The organism is Arhodomonas sp. AD133 (assembly GCF_051195215.1).
In the GTDB taxonomy this organism is placed as follows: Bacteria; Pseudomonadota; Gammaproteobacteria; order Nitrococcales; family Nitrococcaceae; genus Arhodomonas.
The window spans coordinates 1-19,622 of record NZ_JBNAZM010000070.1; the positions used below are offsets into that span (position 1 = coordinate 1).

A 19,622-nucleotide genomic window follows, 5' to 3' on the forward strand; every position below is an offset into this window, starting at 1 on the left:
GGCGACCGGGTGCGCTGGCGCGCGGACGGCCAGCTCGAGTACCTGGGGCGGCTCGACCACCAGGTCAAGATCCGCGGTTTCCGCATCGAGCCCGGTGAGATCGAGGCCTGTGCCCGGCGTGTCGCCGGTGTGCGGGACGTGGCGGTGGTGGCTCATGATGGCCCTGCCGCCCGTCAGCTCGTGGGCTACGTCGTGCCAGCCGACGACGAGCAACCCGCCGCCGTGGCGGCGCGCGTCAAGCGCGAGCTCGGCGAGCGACTGCCAGCGTACATGGTGCCGGCCCAGGTGGTGCCGTTGGCAAGCCTGCCGCGCCTGGTCAGCGGCAAGCTCGACGCCGCCGCGCTGCCGGCGCCGCCTTCGCCCGAAAGCCGCGCCGTTGAGCCCCCCTCGACGCTGCGGGCGCGCCGGCTCGCGGCCATCTGGCAGGAGGTGCTCGGTATCGAGTGTGTCGGCGAAACCGATAACTTCTTCGAACTGGGCGGGGATTCGCTGCTCAGCCTCAAGGTGATCACCCGTGTCCGGCAGCTGGACGATCCGGGGCTACGCTTCACCCTGCGTGAGCTGATGCACAAGCCCACCATCGCGGCGCTGCTGGGGCTCGAGTCCCGCCGAAGCCAGCGGGCCGACGGACTGGTACCGCTCAACGGTGACGGCGGCGACGGGGGGCCGCTTTTCTGCATTCACGGCGTCATGGGCACGATCTACGATTACCAGCCGCTCGCCCGCCGTCTGCAGGGTGTGCGCACGGTCTACGGCGTACCTTGCCGGATGCTCGCCGATCCGGACCACGAGGACGTGTCGCTGACGCAAATGGCCGCCGATTACTGCGACATGATCCGCAGCGTCCAGCCCGACGGCCCGTACCACCTGCTCGGCTGGTCACTCGGAGGCAGCCTTGCGGCGCTGGTGGCGGCGAAGCTGGAGGCCGAGGGGCAGACGGTGCAGTTCCTCGGCCTGGTGGATGCATTCGTCCCTGGGGTCGAACGCGGCGGCGAGGGTGACTGGTGGGCGGATTTCTCGGATTTCGCCGCGTTCGTGTTACCGCGCGCGTCCCTCGAGCGCCTGCCGGCCGTGCGTCAGCCAATCGCCCGGGACGACGAGCACGAAGCTGCCGTATCCATGCTGGAGTCTCTGCTCGGTCAGGCCGAGCGCCGCGAGGCGGACGGTGAGGCTAGTGGTTTCGCCGCCATGGGCAGCGAAGAGCTGGCGCGCCTATTCGTGGTGGGGCGGCGTCTGAAGTCGCTGTGCGGCAATGCCGGCCCCCTTTCGCCGCTGGTGTGTACGCCAAGCTGCTGGTGGATCGCCGCGCGTCCCGCCGACGAGCGCGCTTCACTGGCGAGTCAGCTGGGGCATGCCGTGCGCGATGCCCGCGAGCTGGACACGGATCACTTCGGCATCGTCACGAGCCCGGCGTTGCTCGACGACGTGCAAGCGATGCTGGCAAGCGGCGAAATGCGCTGGCGGGTCGCTGCATCCGGCGTGGGGTAGGCGGGTACGAGTCGCGGCGGGCGAGGCTGCCGGCAGCCTCGCGCTCCGAACAGGGTGGCTGTCGTTTCTCTCTGAAGGAGGCGTCACGGCGTGAGCCTGGTCCGAGCCGCACTCGACCAGGGCGGGCGGCGGACCGGCAGCGGGGCACGTGGCGCCCCGCTCTCTTGGTGAACTAGTAGCGGTAGTCCAGGGTCAGCGTGACGTTACGGGGCTCGCCGTAGTAGGTGTGGCGATTGAGCGTACCGATCCGGGCGAAGTATTTCTTGTCGGTGAGGTTGTCGCCGTGGAGGGAGAGGTCCAGGTTCTCGTTGAACCGGTACCCCACCATGGCGGAGAGCAGGGTGTAGCCCCCTTGCTCCCAGCGCACGTCCTCGTTCTCCACGTACACCCCGCTGACCGCGTTGATGCCGGCTCCGATCCGCCAACCGTGGTCACGGTCATCGGAGAAGCGATAACGCGTCCAGAGGTTGACGTCATGCTTGGGAGTCCGCGGCGACAGCACCAGACCCTCATTCGCAGGGTCACGTACGTACTCGGTGTCCGTGTAAGCGTAGCCGGCGGCGATCTCCCAGCGCGGTAGCAGGCTGCCGCTGACCTCGAACTCGAATCCCTGGCTGCGGGCCTCGCCGACGCCTACGGAGAATTCCGGGTTGTCCGGATCGGTTACGGCACGGTTTTCGTCATTGATTCGGAACACGGATGCCTGCCAGCGGAGTTTTCGCCCGATGTGCGCCCCCTTGATGCCGGCCTCCAGCTGGTCGCCGGTGCGCGGCTCGACAACGCCGCCCTCCGCTCTCTCCGCTGGTTGCGGCTGGTAAATGCTGGTGTAACTCACGTACGTCGTGAGTGACGGCGTGATGTCATAGATCACGCCAGCATACGGGGTGATTTCGCCGTCGGCGTCGTAGGAGTTGGATGGTGTGTCGACATCCGTGAACTCCCACCAGTCCACGCGGGCGCCCGCCACTGCGGTAAGGTCATCGCGGATGCCAAGCTCGGTTTTTGCGTAAACGCTTCTCTGCTCCGCCTCGCTGACAATGATCCCCGGCTGCCCGAACGGTGGTTCCGGGTCATCGTTAATGGGATCGAAGACGTCCTTTTCGATAAAGAGTGGATCGCCCAGGAGGTACTCCGAATCGACCTCGTGGAGGTAGTAGCTGGCACCGAGGAGCACCTTGTGGGTGTTGCCGAAGAGCGAGAACGGCGAGGAAAGGGAGGCGTCCACGTATTTGTCGGTCAGGTCGTAGTACCAGTCGAGTCGGCGCGCTTTCACGGTATCCGTTTCCGGGTCGACGAACGTATGACTCTCGGTGCGCTTCCGGTCCGTGTACCGATTCAGGTAGTTGGCCGACAGATTGAATTCGCCGCCGTTGGCGAGTCCGTGCTCGAGCTCCACGAAATACCGCTCGATGCGCTCGTCATTGCTGTTCCACAGCGACCCCAGATTGGTGGAACGGTCGACGTCCGGAATACGGCCGTCGGCGTACTTGGGCAGACCGAAGTGAGGGCGAGAGTCCGTTCTTTGATAGGCCAGGCCCGCGGAGAGAGTGGTGTCGGGTGTGACGTCGTATTCGAGGGTGCCGTATCCGACCTTCTTCTTGCCGTAGACATGGTCGACGAAGCTCTCACGATCTTCGTATACGCCCACGAACCGGCCGCGCAGGCGGCCCTCGTCGTCCAGGGCTCCGGTGACGTCCACCACGCCGCGGTAGGTGTCCCACGAGCCCGCGGAGACGCGCGCATTGGTCCCGAATTCGCCGCGGGCCCGTTTACGCACCAGGTTTATGGTACCGCTGGGCTCGCCGGCACCGTGCAGTAAGCCCGTGGGCCCACGCAGCACTTCGACGCGGTCGAACAGGGCAGTATCGAACGAACTCGTACCCACGCTCCCGTAATCGCTTTGTATCGGACTGCCGTCCAGAAGCGTCTTGTCGATCTGGTAGCCGCGGGCGCTGAAGTCGAAAGAGAACGGTCCCCACTTCTCCACGGTGATGCCGGTCGCCGATTCCATGGCGTCCGCGAGTGTGGTCATGTTCTGGTCGTCCATGCGCTGACGGGTTATCACGCTCACGGACTGGGGAATGTCCTTCACGGATTGCGCGCCTTTCCCAAGCGTCACGTTATCGGACGCGTAGGAGTCCGAGTCTTCGGTGAGGGCCTTCAGCAAGTCCTCGCCGGAGACGGTGACGGACGGCAGAAGCACCGACTCGCCGGCGGCATGTGTATTGGAGGTCTGCGCGTCCCCGGTGGCGCTATCGGGTCCCTTCTCCTCCGCTTGCGCAACGTCCTGCGCCATCGCAGGCGCCCCGGCGAGCAGGACCGCGTAAACGGACGCGACGGTTGCCATGGGCAACAGGCAGCGTCGAGCAGGCATAGGCATGCATCGTCCCCCGTGTAGCAGGCTGGTGCTTTCGGTTATAAATAAGATCGCAAATGCGAACAGATCGCGATCGCATTCTACACAGGAGCCCTATCCGGCGACAGGGGCACCGCTGACCCCGACGTCGTTGCGAATCGCGGCTGGCACATGGATGGACGGCAGGTGACCGGGCCCGCCCTTCTGAGCGCGAGGGGTCGAGGGGCCGAGAGACGTGCTAGCGAATTCCGAGCAACCGGTGATTGAACAAGACGCAATCTCATTCGTCTTGTCGGTAGGAACGTAGCCAACTCTGACCGACGGGGAAGGGAGTCTGCACTTGTTCGACGCCACCAGGACGATCGCCGGACCCACTGGCTGGTGCCAGCCGCCCCGCAGCGGCAGGGCTGCAATGTTGCGGCACACGGCCGACCCGTTGTGACCATCTCGACCAGCGCGGTGTTGTCCTTGGGCAGGCCATGCCCGGTAGGCCGTTTTGCCGTCCACTCCCTGTTTCAGGGGGAACCAGGGACACCCATAGCTGACGACTTCAGCCAGGAGAATTCCATGCTCGCAAACGATATGCCCACCCCTTCGCTGGACTGGCGTGCGGCGACGTCGATGCGCTCCCATGCGGACAATACGGCATACGATGTACGCCAGGTCGGGAAGACGCTGGCGGTAACGAACCCGGCAACGGGCGATGAATCAACCTGGAAGATGAGCGGTTCCGCAGGCGACCTCACCGTGGAGTGGGGAGGCGGCGCAGTGAATGCGCCGAGCGGCTCCGAGCTGCTCGCGGTTTTCGAAGCGGCCTTTACCTTCAACCCCGAGCTCGACCGTATAATGGTCACACTGCCTGACGGGGACTATACCGCGCTGTTCTCCAACGGCGTGCTAGTCCCCGATTCCGATGGTACCGCCATCGTGCACAAGGACATTCTCTGGCAGCAGCCGAGGCTCTGGTTGCCCCGTGTCGACGAGCCGTTTCCGCTTCAGTACCGATTGAGCGACGGCCGCCGGCATCCGCGCCGCGCACCCAAGCCAGAAGGGCTGCTTTATCGTCGGTACATCCCCTGGTTGGGTCGGACCTTCTCGTTCCGCAGCGTCGATGTCGATCGGGATCTCGACCTGATCCATGACTGGATGAACGATCCCGTGGTCGCCAGGTTCTTTCAGGAGGACGGGAGCCTCGATGAGCACCGTCGATATCTGGAACGTACCGAAAAGGATCCGCACATCTATTCGATGATCGCCAGCCTGGGCGACAGGCCATTCGGTTACTTCGAAGTCTACTGGGCCAAGGAAAATCGCGTCGCACCCTACTATGACGCACATGACTACGATCGCGGTTGGCATGTGCTCATTGGAGATTCCGAAATGCGTGGGAAAGCGTATGCCACGGCCTGGCTGACATCGATTTCACATTATCTTTTTCTGGACGAACCGCGCACCCAGCGGATTGTCGGAGAGCCGGACGTTGGCCACACGCAGCAAATCCGAAATCTGGACAGGTCGGGGTATGCCAAGATCAAGGCGTTCGATTTTCCCCACAAACGGGCCATGCTCGTAATGATGTTGCGCGAGAGATTCTTTTCGGACGCCCTTTGGTGGCCTTGCGGCTGAAGCATCCAAACGCCTCGATATTTTTCAACAAGGAGGCCATCGTGCATATTCACGACCTCATCGGGATCGGCTTCGGACCATCCAATATCGCTCTCGCTGTAGCCTTTGAAGAGAAAGGCGGCAAGAATACCCCGCAGGACGTGCTGTTCATCGAGCGCCAGCGCGGTTTTGCGTGGCATCCGGACATGATGCTGGATGATACCCACATGCAGATCTCCTTTCTCAAGGATCTCGTGACGCCGCGCAATCCCAAGAGTCACTATACATTCCTCAACTACCTGCACGCGAAGAATCGCCTGCAGGATTTCATCAACCTGCAGACCTTTTTCCCCAGCCGCCATGAGTTCAACGATTATCTGGGCTGGGTGGCGTCCCATTTCGAGGATCGCTGCGTCTACGGCGAGGGCGTCGTCGAGGTGCACCCTGAAGTCCGGGGAGGGGACGTGAAGTTGCTGCGGGTATGCTCCGAAGATGAGAACGGCAACCGGCACGAGCGTCTTACGCGGTCGCTCGTCGTGAGTGTCGGCGGAGCGCCCAACATTCCGCCGTGCTTCGCCGGCCTGAGCTCGGATCGCCGGGTTTTCCACTCGAGTCACTTTCTCACGGAGCTCGCCGGCCAGAACGACCCGCGGCGCATCGCCGTGGTCGGTGCCGGGCAGAGCGCGGCGGAGGTTTTCCTGGACTTGCACAACCGCGCCGGCACCGAGGTCGATCTGATTACGCGGACGTGGGCGTTCAAGCCGTCGGACGACAGCCCGTTCGTCAATGAGATATTCAACCCGGAGTACACGGATCACGTCTTCAACAATTCCACCGGCCAGCGTGAAGCGCTACTGCAGGAATACAAGAGCACGAACTATTCGGCGCCGGATCTGGATCTGATTCAGAAGATCTACGATATCTTCTATCAGCAGAAGGTGACCGGGGAGCAGCGTCATCTCTTTCGCCGTCGCCACGAAGTCACCCAGGCGCAGTCAACAGAGGACGGCATTCGTCTGGATATCAGGAACCTGGACGATGGCGCGACCGACACGGCGACCTACGATGCCGTGGTGCTGGCGACGGGCTACCGGCGGGATATGCACCGAACGCTGCTCGACCCACTGATGACGTACCTCGGTGGCTTCAGTGTCGACCGCTACTACAGGCTGCAGACGCCGGAGAATTTCGAGCCCGCGATTTTCCTGCAGGGCTGTTGTGAGCCCACTCACGGCTTGAGCGATACGTTGTTGTCGATTCTGGCGTCGCGGACCGACGAAATCCGGGACGCGCTCGAGCGACAAGAAGCGGCCGAAGCCGGTGCGCCGGTGACGATGGCCGCCAACCGTCGGGTGGCGACCCTCTGATCAGGGGGTGGAGGCCCCGCGCCGGGACCGTTTCGCGGCGGATCTGGCAACCGTCGCGTCACGGCCGCTGGACGGTGCTCGTCGGCTTGCCGACTCGGAGGTGGGGGCGGATTGGTAAGACGGTCGAGGCGGTTTCCCGGATGGCCTATCGGCTGTTCTCGGGAGGACGGTGACCGGCCTTGGCCGGACGATTTTCCGTGATCAGGGGGCAAGTGCCGCAATAGGTCTGCCCCTCCAAGCGGTATTGGAGGCAGCACAGCCGTCGTACCCGGCGTGGCTCATTGCCCACGGTGGCGTGGCGTACAGGATGGTAGAGCGGGTTGCGGCGTCCACCCGGGAAGCGGCGGTGTGCCATCAGCTCGAACGCCGGAGCGCCGATATCCGCTGGTGCGCAGGGGTGTTGCGAGCTCGCGTTGGCGAAATAGTCGAAGTAGTTGCCGAAATTGTTCCAGAAGACCTTGGTGGAAACCCCGGAGCAGGTGGACAGACTGGCGATGAGCGGCTCGCAGTGATCGTACAGCAGCGTGGCGAACCGGGACTCGATATCCCCTGATTCGATCGGGGCGCCGGCGTGAGGAAACCAGAATCGTTGTGTCCGACCGGCTTCGTCGATCTCGAAGCGTATCGCATCCAGGGCTACGGGCAGCTCGCGCTCCAGCAGCAGATGAGCGACCAGGTAGGGGATTGCCAGCCGAGCGAAGTAATGACGGGACCACAAGGAAACGACGGCGCGCTGGTCCGCATCGGCTCCGAATCCGGTCCTGAACTGCCGGAGCAGTGTCTCTAGCTCGTCGTGGTCGAGCAGTGCCTCGCCCGGAACCGTCGGCGTGTCCGGCGTGCCCACGCCCGGCGGCGTCATGTCACTCAACGGCGGGTGTTGATAGATACGTGTCAGGGCGTCGCTCATAGTCGTTTCAGCCCCCATGGGAAGTACGTGCCGCCGCTGCCGGCGAAGCACAGTCGAGTGAGACGCCTGGGCGGCGGGCGCTGAGCGCGATCACGGGACCGCTTGCCGACCGCGCCGATCAGCGGATGCTGGAGCGGTTCAACCCATCCACGGAAGCCGCGGTTCCTGCCCGCTGGCGAAGCTTTCCCGCCGCCGCGTTCTCCGGCCCCTTGTAATGGACCAGGGCCACCGGGTGCTCACCGCTGGGGTGCGTTACCACCTGCATCGGGATACCGTAAATCGTCTTCAGGGTGGCATCGTCCATCATCGCCGCGGGTGAGCCCTGAGCGAGCACGTGGCCGCTGTGCAGTGCGATGAGCTTGTCGCAGTAACGCGCGGCCATGTTGACGTCGTGAAGCACGATGATCACGCCGATCCCCAGCTCATGGCACAGCTTGCGCACGAGTGCCATGACGTCGACCTGATGGGCGATGTCGAGCGCCGTCAGCGGTTCGTCGAGCAGCAGAAACCGGCTGCCCTGGGCAAGCAGCATGGCCAGCCACACGCGCTGACGCTCGCCGCCGGATAGCGTGTCGACCAACCGGTCCGCGAATGCCTGCGTCTGGGTGAGCTCGATGGCTTTCCCGATCTGCTCGTGGTCGTCACGGGTCAGGCGCCGGAGCAGTCCGTGCCAGGGATACCGGCCCAGCCCCACGAGCTCGCGTGCAGTGAGGCTCTCGGCGCCGGGTAATTGCTGGGGCAGGTAGGCGACCTGGCGCGCGAACGCGCGTCCGCCCCAGCGCTCGAGCGGCTGGCGGTCGAAACGGATCTCGCCACGCGATGGATGCTGCTGCCGGGCCAGCAGCTTGACGAGCGTCGATTTGCCGGAGCCGTTGTGGCCGATCAGTCCGTGCACCATGCCTTCCTCCAGCGCCAGGTCCGTCGGGTGGAGGATAGGGGTTCCGTCGACTTCGAACGTCGCGCCTTTTACGTCAAACACATCCGGCTCCGAGGGTTACGGCTCCAACGGATCGGCCGCCGGAGCGCGTCGATGCCGACCGTGAAGATTGGGGACGTAAGTTAAATGAAATGCTAATCGTTATCAATCGTGTTGTTTCGCTGGGCGAGGCACACGCGCTCGTCCACGTATATGGGTCGGCAGTGGTGCCGGCGGGCTGGAACCCCCGGTTCCATCTGCCGCTGCCCGGCCCGTAGCGACGCGGCGGCAACGGCGATAGCGCCGGCGCCGTGAAGTCGTCGGATCCGTGACCTACCGCTGGCGGCCGGCTCGGGGGTGTCCGCCCTGGTCTCAGTTGGCGGCTGCCCCGTCCAGGAGCGCGTCGGCGAACCGCTCCCCGAGACGCGCGGCGACCACCGGGCCACCGAAGAACCAGGTGTAGGGCGGCAGACGGTGGATCCGGTCGCCGGCCACGGGCGGGAGTTCCTGCCAGACCGGGGATTGCTTCAGGTTCGCGAACGCCTCGTCGCCCGGCTCCACCATGAGCAGCAGATGACTGTCCCCCAGGTTCGCCAGGGACTCGGCCCGCACCGTCTCGTAGCCGTAGTCGCCCCACTTACCGTCCCAGGTGTTGTCCAGGCCGATGGCCTCGGCCAGTTGGGCGCCGAGGCTGTTGGCACTGTAGAGGTGAAAACGCGTGGTGCCGGGAGCGTGCTGTGCGATGACCACGGGTGTGCCGAGGAGCCCGGCGTTCCTGAGGCGTTCACGCGTGGCCGCCAGGCGATCGTCCAGGCTCGCCAGGGCGGTGCGTGCTTCGGCCTCACGGCCGGTGCGTCGGCCGAGATCGCGCACCACTGCACGCATGCGAGTGAGCTGATCGGTCGCCTCCGGGGCCGGGAGGTTGTGGTAGAGCAGCGTGGGCGCGACCTGTCGGAGCATGTCCAGCGTGGCGCCATGTCGCCACCGGGTGCCCACGATCAGGTCGGGTGCCGTCCCCGCCAGTGCCTCCAGGCTCGGCTCGTGGCGCAGGCCCAGGTCGGTCGCGCCGTCCAGGCGTTCGTCGAGCACACCCACCCACTGCCGGTAGCCGGCCGGGCGTGCGACGCCCACGGGGTCGATGCCGAGGGTCACGGCGATTTCGGTCATCACGAAGTCCAGGGTCGCCACGCGCTGGGGCGAAGCGGGCGGGCTACCGGCGACGGTGACGATATTACCCGCGGCGGCGGCCGGGGCAATGGCGAGCATTAGCAGGCATAGGTTGATACTGATTCGCATTCTCGGATCATAGGGTATGCACCGACGCCGCTCAACGCAGGCCGGCGCCACGGTGAATGCCAATCAGTGGCATTCTCGTGTGCCGGCCTGCTACGCTCCGCGCCTCGGCGCGACGGCCACGGAACGAGCGCGGGGTAGTAGCGTTGACAGCAAGCACAGTAACGCCGCGAACCGCGGTGAGCGTGGGGCCGCACTGGGCCGCGTTGGCACTGGGGGCGGTTGCGCTGCTCGCGCTCGTGGCCGCCAGGCTGGCGCCGTGGCTCACCGGTGATGCCAACCCGGTCGTGTTCGTGCATCTCACGGGCTCACGGCTCGCTGCTGCGCTGCTGGCGGGGGCCGGGCTCGGCGTCGCCGGCGCCGTGCTGCAGGGGCTCACGCGCAATCCGCTTGCCTCGCCGGGTATTCTGGGCGTCACCTCCGGCGCCCATTTCGCCATCGTGCTCGCGCTGGCGTTCGCCCAGGGCAGCGTCGCCCTGATCGTGGCGGCGTTCGTCGGCTCCGTGGTGGCCATGGTCACCGCCTGGAGCCTGGCCGGGCCCAACGGCCGGGAAGGCGCGGCGCTGGCCCTCTCCGGTGTCGCCGTCAGCCTCTGCCTGACTGCCTGTGCCTCGGCACTGACAATCCTTCACGATCAACGCATGGCCGGGGCTTTCGTGTGGATCGCGGGCGCGCCGGTAGAGGCCGGTTGGGCGCCGGTACGCGAGCTCGCGCCCTGGGCCCTGGCTGCCGTCGTGCTGGCGCCTTCGCTCGCCCGCGGGCTGGATGTGCTCGCGCTCGGCGGCACGATGGCGCGCGGGCTCGGACTCACGCCCGGCCGCCTCACCGCGCTCGGCTTTCTGATCGCCGGGCTCGCCGCCGGTGCGGCCGTCGCCCTCGCCGGTCCGGTCGCATTCGTCGGCCTGCTCGCGCCCAACGCGCTGCGCCGTATCGGGGTGCAACGCCATGCCTGGCTGCTGCCGCTTGCCGCCTTGTGGGGCGCGGTGCTGCTCGGCGCGGCGGACTGGCTCGCCGATATGGTCAGCGATGTGGGCCGGGAGATTCCGCCGGGGGCCATTACCGCTGTGGTGGGGGCGCCCGCGTTTCTGGTGTTGATCGCGCACGTGCGCGGTCGCGGTGGCGCCGGTGCCGCAGTGGCGAGCAGTGGGCGGCCGCGCCGATGGCCGTTGCCGGTGGCCGTGGCGGTGCTCGCGGCGCTGGCCGTGGTGTCGCTGGCGGTGGGTGAGACCACCTATTCCCCGGCGGTGCTGTGGCAGCTCGTAACCGGCGAAGCGGATGCGGGGGTGCGGTTCGTTCTGGTCGAGTTGCGTTTGCCGCGGCTGTTGGTCGCCATGGCCGCCGGTGGCCTGCTCGCGCTTGCCGGGCAAGCGTTGCAGGGCGTGTTGCGCAATCCCCTCGCCGGGCCGGAAACCCTCGGGCTCATTCAGGGGGCCTCGTTGTCGGCGTTGTTCGCGCTCATGGCCGGCGCCGTACCCGGCGGTCCCGTCATGCAGGTGGCCGCCTTCGCCGGTGCCATTGCAGCAGTGGGCGTGGTCTTCGCCGTGGCCGCGCGCAGCGGCTTAGCGCCGCTGCCGCTGGTGCTCGCCGGGATTGCACTGGCCGCCCTGCTCGCCGCGCTCTCGTCGCTGGTGGTGTTGATGGCGAAGCTGCAGGCGGCACAGGCGTTGGTCTGGCTGAGCGGCAGCGTCTATGCGCGGGGCTGGCCGGCGCTCGAGCGGTTGTGGCCACTGGCGGCGATGACGGTCGTCGCCGGTGCGTGGCTCGGTCCGCGGCTGGACGTCATGGGACTCGGCCGGGAGAAGGCGGTGTCCCTGGGACTCGGAATCAGGCGTGCGCGGGTCGCAGCCTGCGCCCTGGCAGCGGCGGCCACCGCCGCCGCGGTGAGTGTGGCCGGCAGCATTGCCTTCGTGGGGCTACTCGGGCCTCATCTCGGTCGGCTGCTCTACGCCGGTGGCTTCCGGGGCCGTCTGCCGATGACCATCGCTTGCGGTGCGGGTCTGACGGCGTTTGCCGATTTCGTCGGGCGCACGGCGGTCGCACCCATCCAGCTTCCAGTGGGCATCATGACTTCTCTGGTGGGGGCGCCGTACTTCCTCTGGCTGCTGCGTCGCAGTCGGTCCTGACGCCGGCGCGATCACCCCCCTGCGGTTTGCCCGGGGAATCGTCGTGTGCCAGCGCCCGGCGAAGCCCCGCACTCGCGGGAATCGCCGCGAGCGCCACCAGCGCGGCGGCGGCGAGCGGTAGCCGCGGGGCGAGCTCGAACAGTGGACCGGCCATCGTGACGCCGAGCAGGTGCCCCAGGATGCGGGCGGTGTAGAGGTCCGAGCCGGCGCGGGCGTGATCGGTGTTGTCCCGGCCGGCGACCGCGGCGGTGCTGGTGGCCGGGGCAACGAGCGCGAGCGCTGCGGCCACGAGCACGAGGCCGAGCGGCAGCGCTGGTGGGAAGATCGCACTGATCCCGCCGCCGACCGCCATCGCCATCGGCCCCCAGACGAGCAGCGCGCGCGGGTCGGGTTGGTGCCGCAGGGTGATGAGCTGTGTGACCACCATGCAGGTGGCACTGCTGGTGAGCAGCAGTGCCGTATAAACGGGGGTGGAATCGATCCCGATCCCCCAGGCGGAGGCGAGAAAGGGGGCGATCACGAATTCGGCCATGCCCAGGCTCATGTTGGTGAGGATCGCCGGCAGCGCCACGCCGGGCTCGGGCAGACGCCGCAGGGGATGGTGGGAAGCGCTCGGTGCCGGCGCCGCCATGCGCTCGCGCGGCAACACGAGCAGCGCGGTGAGCGGCAGCGCCATCAGCAATGCCAGTGCCGCTTCCGGCCAGCGCAATACCAGGGCCGCCGCCAGCAGCGGAATGAACAGCCGCACGCCATTCACCGCTGCGCTAAGCCGCGTGAACGCGCCGTGGCGGTCGGCGGCCTCGTAGTCCCCCGCGAGCCAGGCCTGGATCGTCGGGAAGACCCCCGAGACCGTGAGCGCGTAGCCGAGGCGCGTGGTGAATACGGCAACCACCACCGCGACACCGCTGAGCCATCCCGCCGACGCGGCCAGCAGGGTCCCCACGAAGAGCGCCTTGCTGAGGAAGGCCGCGGCCAGCAGCCGCTGTAGCAGCTGCCGGCGGCCGCCGGCGCTCACCCGTCGCGGCCAGAAATAGCCGCCCACCAGGTACCCGAGTGCCGCGACCCCGAGCACCGGGCTCAGCGTGCCCACACTCAGTCCGGTGAGGGTGAGAATCGCCGGCAGCGAGATCACCAGGAGGCTCTGTACGCCGGCGGCGCAGGCGACGGGCATGGCGAGGGCGATGGGGGAGACACGGGTGTCGGCGGTCATGGGGCGCTCTGGCTGATGTCACGGGGCAACAGGAATGCACGAAAGATCATGCCAATGCAAATGAGTTGTATTGGCAACCTTTCCGCTGATAGCCTCACGCGGTGCCGCGTCGGGCGCGGCCGCCGGATTCAACACGTGCCAAATCAGGACGGTCAGCGGTCGTGAATGACGTCGCCTTCGCACCGGAAGACAACGCTCAGGTACCACAGTCGGCGGCGATCAGTGCCCGCGAGCTCACCGTGGCCTACGACGGGGCGCCGGTGCTCGACCGGCTCGAGCTCGATCTTCCCGCCGGGCGCGTCAGCGCACTCTGTGGTCCCAACGGTTCCGGCAAGAGCACGCTATTGAAAGCTTGCGCGGGGCTGCTGCGTGCCAGCGGCGGCGGTGTTTGGCTCGGCGACCGGCCCTTGCGCGCGCTGGGTCCCAAGGCGCTGGCGCGGGAAGTCGCGCTGCTGCCGCAACACCCGGTGGTGCCCGACGGTCTGACTGTCGCCGAGGTGGTCGCCCTCGGCCGGTACCCCTACCGGCGCTGGCTCGCCCGCGCCTCGGAGGCGGACCGGCGTGCGGTGGACGAAGCCATGGCCGCGGCAGGCGTAACCGAGTTCGCCGACCGACGCATCGAGACGCTCTCCGGCGGTGAGCGCCAGCGCGCCTGGCTCGCGCTTACCCTCGCCCAGGAGAGCCGCATTCTGCTGCTGGATGAGCCCACGACGTTCCTCGATCCGCAGCATCAGGTAGCGATGCTGAGCCTGGTGCGCGATGTCGCCCGGCGCCGAGGGCTGACCGTCGTGTGGGTCCTCCACGATCTCAATCATGCCGCCGGCTGGAGCGATCATCTGGTGCTATTCCGCGAAGGCGCGGTCGCGACCGCGGGTGATCCCGGGAGTGTGCTGACCGAGGCGAATGTGCGTCATACCTTCGGCCTGGAAACGGTGATCGTCCCGCATCCGGAGACGGGGCACCCCCTGTGCGTGCCGCGGATGTAGCCGAACCCCCGCGCGCCAGTCTCCCGCCGGCGGCCGTGGCAGCACTGATCGGTGCCGTGGCCCTTGCCGGTGTCGTCGGGTTGCGCCTTCTGCCTTACCTTCGCGGTGAGCTGCCGCTCGTATTCCTCACCGAGCTGACACTGCCTCGGCTGCTGGGAGCCGCCCTGGGTGGCGCGGGGCTCGCCGTGTGCGGCGCAGTGCTTCAGGGGCTCACACGCAATCCCATGGCCTCGCCGGCCGTGCTCGGCATCACGGCGGGCGCTCATCTCGCCCTGGTGCTCGCGGTGATGCTCGCCGGCGGGTGGGTACCGGCCGTAGTGGCGTCGTTCATCGGCGCCGTCTTCGCCATGGCGCTCACCTGGACGCTCGCCGGGCGTGACGGGCGCGAGGGAGCGGCGCTGGCGCTGGCCGGCGTTGCCGTCAATCTCTGTCTATCGGCTCTCGCCGCTGCGCTTACCCTGTTGAACGAGCAGCAGATGGCCGGTGCGTTCCTGTGGAGCGCGGGGGCGCCGGTGCAGGCTGGCTGGGACCCGCTCGTCGACCTCGCCCCGTGGCTCGTCGCGGGAACGCTTCTGGCGCTGCCGTTGGCGCCGGGCCTCGACCTGCTCGCCCTGGGGCGGACCTTCGCCCGCGGTATCGGCCTGGCGCCCCGGCGCGTGGCCATCGGTGCGTTCCTGGCCGCCGGGCTGACCGCCGGGGCGGCGGTGGCGCTCATGGGACCGGTGGCGTTCGTGGGCCTGGTGGCACCCAACGGGTTGCGGCGGTGTGGTTTTCGCCGGCATGCGGTGCTCCTGCCTCTGGCGGCGCTGTGGGGCGCGGTGCTGCTGGCGGCTGCGGACGGCGTTGCCGTCGCCGCCAGTGGTCTGGGCCGGGAAGTGCCGGTGGGCGTGGTCACCGCGCTCATGGGCGCGCCGGTGTTCCTTTGGCTGGTCGCGTACACGCGGCCGGCGGGTAGCGCTGTGGATTTCGGTGGTAGCGGTCGACGCGGGCGTCACGTGGTGGTGGCGACCGCCGTTGCGCTGGCCGTTGTGGCCGGGGCCTCGCTGGCCGTCGGCGGGACGGGGGTGTCCGTCACCGGCGTGTGGGCGGCGCTCACCGGCGACGGCGGCTCGGCTGCGCGCATCGTCTGGGAGCTGCGATTGCCGCGTCTGCTCGTGGCGCTCGGAGCGGGGGCATTGCTCGCTCTCGCGGGTCAGCTCCTGCAGGCGGCGTTGCGCAATCCGCTGGCCGGCCCGGAAACCCTGGGCGTGACCCAGGCGGCGGCGCTCAGTGCGCTGGCGGCGCTCATGGCCGGGGCGGTTCCCGGGGGTGTCGTCATGCAGGTGGCGGCGGTGGTGGGCGGTATGGGGGCGCTCGCCGTCGTGGCCGGCGTCGCAAGGCGCAGCGGGCTCGCCCCGGTGTCGCTGGTGCTTGGCGGTATCGCGCTCGCGGCGCTTTGCGCGTCCGCCTCCGCGCTCGCCGTCCTGGTGGCGGAGCTGCAGGCCGCCCGTGCGCTCGTGTGGCTCACCGGCAGCGTCTACGCGAGGGGCTGGCAGGGTGTGGCAGCGCTTATGCCCCTGGGGCTTGCTGTCGCGATCGCCGCGTGGGTTGCGGCGCCACGGCTCGAGCTTCTGGGGCTGGGTGATGCCAAGGCGCGGAGCCTGGGCGCGCCGCCGGCTGCCACCCGGCTGCTCGCCGGCGCGCTCGCCGCGGTGGCCACTGCGGCGGCGGTGAGCGTCGCCGGGAGCATTACCTTCGTGGGGTTGCTTGGCCCGCACATGGCCAGGTTGCTCTACGGCGGTGGTTTCCGGTGCCGGATGCCCCTGGTGGTCGCCTGCGGCGGCGGCGTGACCGCCCTCGCGGATCTTCTCGGGCGCACCCTGATCGCCCCGGAGCAGCTTCCCGCCGGGGTGATGACCGCCCTCGTGGGGGCGCCGTATTTTCTCTGGCTGCTCAGGCGGGCCCGGACGTGAGCCCGCCCGAGGACCTGCGTTCGCGTATCCAGGCGCTGCTGGATGGTCCGGTGGCGGCTTATCTCGGCGAAATACCCGGCGGTGAGCCGAGTGAGAGGCCTCTGGCCGAGCTTCGCGAGGCATCCGCGGTCTCCGGCCTCGCCACCGCGTGGGGCGAACGCCAGGGGTATGACGATCCCCGTGTTCAGGTCACTCAATGGAGCAAGTTCTTCTGGCGGGCCGTGTTGCCGCCGTGGGGGCTCGCCGCCTGGCTGGGCGCGACGGTCCGGCTCGAGCGCTGCGTGATGATCTGCCGCGACGACGAGCCGGCGGCGCTGGATTTCCATGCGCCGGTGGGGGAGCCGTTGGACCCGGTCACGGCGTTCGCGCCGTGGGTGGAGGCCATGGCCGCGGCCGGCCGTTTGAGCCCCCGGGTGATCTGGGCCAACGCGGGCAATCTGCTGCAGGCGATGGTCGAGGTGCTGCCGGAGCTGGACCCGGGGCTGGCGGTGCGCGCCTCACGGCTACGCCGGGCGTGGCTGGAAAAACGTACCCATGAAGGCCGCCGGCACCCACTGTTCGCGTCGGTGCGCTGGTTGCCCGGTGCGCCGCCACGCCGGCTGCGGCGGATCTGCTGTGTGCGCTACCGGGATCCGGCGCTCGGCTATTGTGCCACCTGCCCGTTGGAGGCGGCCCCGGCAAGCGTATCGGTCAGGCGTTCGGCCAGGCGCATTGCCGACAGGGGGCCGCCGAAGAACCAGGTGTCCTCCGGCAACGGATGAACGTGACCGGCCGTGACGACAGGGAGCGCCTGCCAAAGGCGTGAAGCGCGCAACTTCTCGATCACGGGGGCGTCGGGATCGGTGACCCAGAGCATATGGGCGTCTTCGATGCCTGCCAGGCGCTTGAGGTCCACGGTATCGAAGCCGTAAGCATTGCCGTCGCCGGGCCATGCGTTGCGCAGGCCGACGGCTTCGGCGATACGCACGGCGAGGCTGTTGTCCGTGAACAGGCGCAGGCGCGTGGTGCCCGGCACGCTCTGGGCCAGAATCACCGGGGTGCCGGCCAGTCCGGCCTCGGCGAGGCGGGCGCGTTGTGCGTCAATGCGCGCGTCCAGGCGCTCGAGGACCCTGTCGGCGGTCTCGTCACGTCCCGTGCGCTTGCCCAGATCGCGCACGATGGCGCGCATGCGCGCGTACTGGTTGCTGTCGCCGGCGTCGGGCAGGCCGTCGTAGAGCAGTGTCGGCGCGATGTCCTGCAGGCGGTCGGCGACCGGGCCATTGCGCCACCACGAGCCCACGATGAGGTCGGGTTCGGCGGCGATCAGCCCTTCCAGGTCCGGTTCCTGGCGGGTGCCGAGGTCTCGCGCTCCATCCAGGTGTTCACTGCCGGCACCTACCCATCGGCGGTAACCCTTCGGGTCGGTGACCGCGACCGGCTCGATGCCCAGTGCCAGCGCCGTCTCGGTTTGCAGGAATTCCAGCGTCGCGACCCGCTGGACTGGTGTTTCGACCGGGTCGGCCAGGGGGGCGACCGCGGCGGTCGCGTTAAGGGTGGCGAGGAGCGATAGCAGGACAAAGGTAGCGTTGATAATGATTCGCATTATTCGTAGTCTATAGGCCGTTTCCGAGTACCACAAGCGTCACCGGAGGATGCCATGACGCCCCGTTCCGCATCGCCAGACCTGATCGCTCTCGTCCAGGCCGGGGGGCCCGTGCTGTGGGTGCTGTGTGCGCTGTCCGTGGCGGCATTGGCGCTGATCGTGGGCAAGTGGCTGCAGCTTGCTTCCGCCGGTGTGGGGCGTTTCCGCGATGTCGAATCGGCGCTGTCGGCGTGGCGGGGCGATTCCCGCGGGCGCGCCCTGGAAATCCTGGAGAACAGCCGCGAGCCGGCGGCCCCGGTGATCGGCGTGGCCATGCGCGGTGCCGCAGACTCCGGCGTCGATGACGAATGCGTGCGCGAAGAGGTGGTGCGCCAGTCCGTCGGCCTCCTCACCGGCTTGCGTGCCGGGCTGCGGCCGTTGGAGCTGATCGCCCAGCTAAGCCCGCTGCTCGGGCTTCTCGGTACCGTGCTCGGCATGATCGCCGCGTTTCAGCAGCTCTCGACATCCGGGAGCCAGCCGGATCCATCCGTATTGTCCGGTGGCATCTGGCAGGCGCTGCTGACCACCGCCGCCGGCCTGATCGTCGCCATCCCCGCGCTATTCGCCCACGCCTGGCTCGAATCCCGGATCGAGCGTTTCCGCACATCCCTGGAGGACGCCGTCACGCGGGTGTTCACCCACGCGGCCACGGCGAGCCGCGTGCAGCGGGATCCCGAGGGCCCCGTGGCGGTGGGCGAGCGGGCCGCCAATGCGTATTGAGGCGTCGGCACCGAAACGTCGGGCGCCGAGCCTCACGCCACTGATCGATGTGGTGTTCATTCTGCTGGTATTCTTCATGCTGGTCTCGCGCCTGGTGGACTGGGGGCGCATCGACGTCACGGTCAGTGACGGGGGCGGGGCGGCCAGCAGCACCGAAACCGAACCCGCGGTGGTGCGGGTGCTCCCCCGGACACTCACGTGGCAGGGTGAGCGCTACGGCGACGTTGGCGCGCTCGCGACCGCGCTCGCCGAGCGCGCCGATGATGCCGGTACCGTGTATCTCGATCCGGCGGCATCCACGAAACTCCAGCGGCTGGTGACGGTGCTCGAAGGGATGCGTCGCCAGGGAGTCGACGGGGTTCAGCTGCTCAATACGGGCGATGGGGAGACGTGAATGCAGCTTCCCAGTACGCCCGAACGCCGCGGTGGCGACGATCTTCTGCCGCTGATCAATATCATCTTCCTGTTGCTCATCTTCTTCATGCTCGCCGGTACCATGACCAGTCCCGAGGCTTTTCCCGTGCATCCACCGGACAGCCGTCACGGGAAAGCGGCCGAGAACGATGCGGACCTCCTCATAGGACCGGATGGCGATCTCGCGTGGCGGGGCGAACGCGTGACCGCGGAAACGCTGGTCACGCAGATCGGCGACAAACCCCCGCAGCGTATCGTCGTGCGCGCGGACGGCGAGGTGGCGAGTGCGCGGTTGATGCCGGTGCTCAAGCGGTTACGCAACGCAGGCGTGGAGCGGGTGAGCCTGATTACACGGCGTGACGATGAGTAACCGTCGTTACCTGGTCATCGGATTGCTGGTCTCCGTGGCGGCGCACGCGTTGATCGCCTGGGGGTTCCACCAGGTACCCATGGGCGGCGCGGCTGGCGGCGGTGCCGGCGGTGGCGTAATCACGCTGGACCTCGAGATGGCCGACGCAGTGCCGGGCGGCGAGGCGAGGGCTTCGGCGAAGCCCGGGGCCGGCGAGACGCAATCCGAGACCTCTTCGGAGCCGAAGCCTGAGCCGAAGCCTGAGCCGAAGCCTGAGCCGAAGCCTGAGCCGAAGCCTGAGCCGAAGCCTGAGCC

General features: G+C 67.8%; 17 protein-coding genes. 11 read left to right on the forward strand and 6 right to left on the reverse strand.

The genetic code is table 11. From position 1 onward, the window contains the following. Positions 1 to 1,488, forward strand: a 1,488-nt coding sequence (locus ACPEES_RS21640; protein WP_435106245.1) for an alpha/beta fold hydrolase, incomplete at its 5' end; no start/stop codon positions are given. A gap of 172 nt (positions 1,489 to 1,660) precedes the next feature. Here the strand turns inward: ACPEES_RS21640 and ACPEES_RS21645 are convergent. Then, a complete protein-coding gene (locus ACPEES_RS21645; protein WP_435106247.1) occupies positions 1,661 to 3,862 on the reverse strand; it encodes a TonB-dependent siderophore receptor in 2,202 nt (733 codons plus the stop codon). Positions 3,863 to 4,411: 549 nt separating this feature from the next. Between ACPEES_RS21645 and ACPEES_RS21650 the strand changes: the two genes are divergently transcribed. Both ACPEES_RS21650 and ACPEES_RS21655 read left to right on the forward strand, forming a co-directional pair. Further along, a complete protein-coding gene (locus ACPEES_RS21650; RefSeq protein ID WP_435106249.1) occupies positions 4,412 to 5,470 on the forward strand; it encodes a GNAT family N-acetyltransferase in 1,059 nt (352 codons plus the stop codon). Positions 5,471 to 5,511: 41 nt separating this feature from the next. Further along, positions 5,512 to 6,816: a lysine N(6)-hydroxylase/L-ornithine N(5)-oxygenase family protein gene (locus ACPEES_RS21655; protein ID WP_435106252.1), complete on the forward strand. Its 1,305-nt coding sequence runs from the start codon at positions 5,512 to 5,514 to the stop codon at positions 6,814 to 6,816. Positions 6,817 to 6,961: 145 nt separating this feature from the next. Here ACPEES_RS21655 and fhuF (ACPEES_RS21660) read toward each other — a convergent pair whose 3' ends face one another. The 3 genes from fhuF (ACPEES_RS21660) to ACPEES_RS21670 all read right to left on the reverse strand — a co-directional run bounded on the left by fhuF (ACPEES_RS21660) (position 6,962) and on the right by ACPEES_RS21670 (position 9,935). Beyond that, positions 6,962 to 7,723: a siderophore-iron reductase FhuF gene (gene fhuF, locus ACPEES_RS21660; protein WP_435106254.1), complete on the reverse strand. Its 762-nt coding sequence runs from the start codon at positions 7,721 to 7,723 to the stop codon at positions 6,962 to 6,964. A 118-nt stretch (positions 7,724 to 7,841) separates the two neighbouring features. Beyond that, on the reverse strand, positions 7,842 to 8,702 hold the full coding sequence (locus tag ACPEES_RS21665; RefSeq protein ID WP_435106256.1) for an ATP-binding cassette domain-containing protein: 861 nt from the start codon (positions 8,700 to 8,702) through the stop codon (positions 7,842 to 7,844). Positions 8,703 to 9,011: 309 nt separating this feature from the next. Further along, positions 9,012 to 9,935, reverse strand: coding sequence for an iron-siderophore ABC transporter substrate-binding protein (locus ACPEES_RS21670; RefSeq protein WP_435106258.1), 924 nt, complete (start codon positions 9,933 to 9,935; stop codon positions 9,012 to 9,014). Between the two features lie 143 nt (positions 9,936 to 10,078). Here ACPEES_RS21670 and ACPEES_RS21675 point away from each other — a divergent pair, with 143 nt between their 5' ends. Further along, complete coding sequence (locus tag ACPEES_RS21675; protein WP_435106260.1) at positions 10,079 to 12,055, forward strand: iron chelate uptake ABC transporter family permease subunit; 1,977 nt, start codon at positions 10,079 to 10,081, stop codon at positions 12,053 to 12,055. Here the strand turns inward: ACPEES_RS21675 and ACPEES_RS21680 are convergent. Then, entirely contained in the window at positions 11,994 to 13,265 is a 1,272-nt protein-coding gene (locus ACPEES_RS21680) for an MFS transporter (protein WP_435106262.1), read from the reverse strand. The genes ACPEES_RS21675 and ACPEES_RS21680 overlap by 62 nt on opposite strands. A gap of 161 nt (positions 13,266 to 13,426) precedes the next feature. On the opposite strand from ACPEES_RS21680, the gene ACPEES_RS21685 reads away from it, so the two are divergent. From ACPEES_RS21685 to fhuF (ACPEES_RS21695), 3 genes are read left to right on the forward strand one after another with little or no spacing between them, the layout of a single operon-like run. After that, the gene (locus ACPEES_RS21685) at positions 13,427 to 14,251 is read left to right on the forward strand and encodes an ABC transporter ATP-binding protein (protein WP_435106264.1); all 825 of its coding nucleotides are present in this window, start codon (positions 13,427 to 13,429) and stop codon (positions 14,249 to 14,251) included. 35 nt (positions 14,252 to 14,286) lie between these two features. Then, complete coding sequence (locus ACPEES_RS21690) at positions 14,287 to 16,203, forward strand: iron chelate uptake ABC transporter family permease subunit (protein ID WP_435106266.1); 1,917 nt, start codon at positions 14,287 to 14,289, stop codon at positions 16,201 to 16,203. After that, positions 16,200 to 16,964, forward strand: coding sequence for a siderophore-iron reductase FhuF (gene fhuF / locus ACPEES_RS21695; protein WP_435106267.1), 765 nt, complete (start codon positions 16,200 to 16,202; stop codon positions 16,962 to 16,964). The genes ACPEES_RS21690 and fhuF (ACPEES_RS21695) overlap by 4 nt, the downstream gene beginning before the upstream one ends. Here fhuF (ACPEES_RS21695) and ACPEES_RS21700 read toward each other — a convergent pair. Then, positions 16,847 to 17,785: an iron-siderophore ABC transporter substrate-binding protein gene (locus tag ACPEES_RS21700; RefSeq protein WP_435106269.1), complete on the reverse strand. Its 939-nt coding sequence runs from the start codon at positions 17,783 to 17,785 to the stop codon at positions 16,847 to 16,849. The genes fhuF (ACPEES_RS21695) and ACPEES_RS21700 overlap by 118 nt on opposite strands. A gap of 54 nt (positions 17,786 to 17,839) precedes the next feature. Here ACPEES_RS21700 and ACPEES_RS21705 point away from each other — a divergent pair, with 54 nt between their 5' ends. The 4 genes from ACPEES_RS21705 to ACPEES_RS21720 form a co-directional block, all read left to right on the forward strand. Further along, positions 17,840 to 18,544 carry a MotA/TolQ/ExbB proton channel family protein gene (locus tag ACPEES_RS21705; protein WP_435106271.1) on the forward strand — a complete coding sequence of 235 codons (705 nt, stop codon included), beginning with the start codon at positions 17,840 to 17,842 and terminating at the stop codon, positions 18,542 to 18,544. Then, a complete protein-coding gene (locus ACPEES_RS21710) occupies positions 18,534 to 18,938 on the forward strand; it encodes an ExbD/TolR family protein (RefSeq protein ID WP_435106273.1) in 405 nt (134 codons plus the stop codon). Before ACPEES_RS21705 ends, ACPEES_RS21710 begins: the two co-directional genes overlap by 11 nt. Then, on the forward strand, positions 18,939 to 19,328 hold the full coding sequence (locus tag ACPEES_RS21715; RefSeq protein ID WP_435106275.1) for an ExbD/TolR family protein: 390 nt from the start codon (positions 18,939 to 18,941) through the stop codon (positions 19,326 to 19,328). Continuing rightward, the coding region (locus tag ACPEES_RS21720; protein ID WP_435106277.1) for a hypothetical protein at positions 19,321 to 19,622 on the forward strand (302 nt) is incomplete at its 3' end. The genes ACPEES_RS21715 and ACPEES_RS21720, both read left to right, overlap by 8 nt.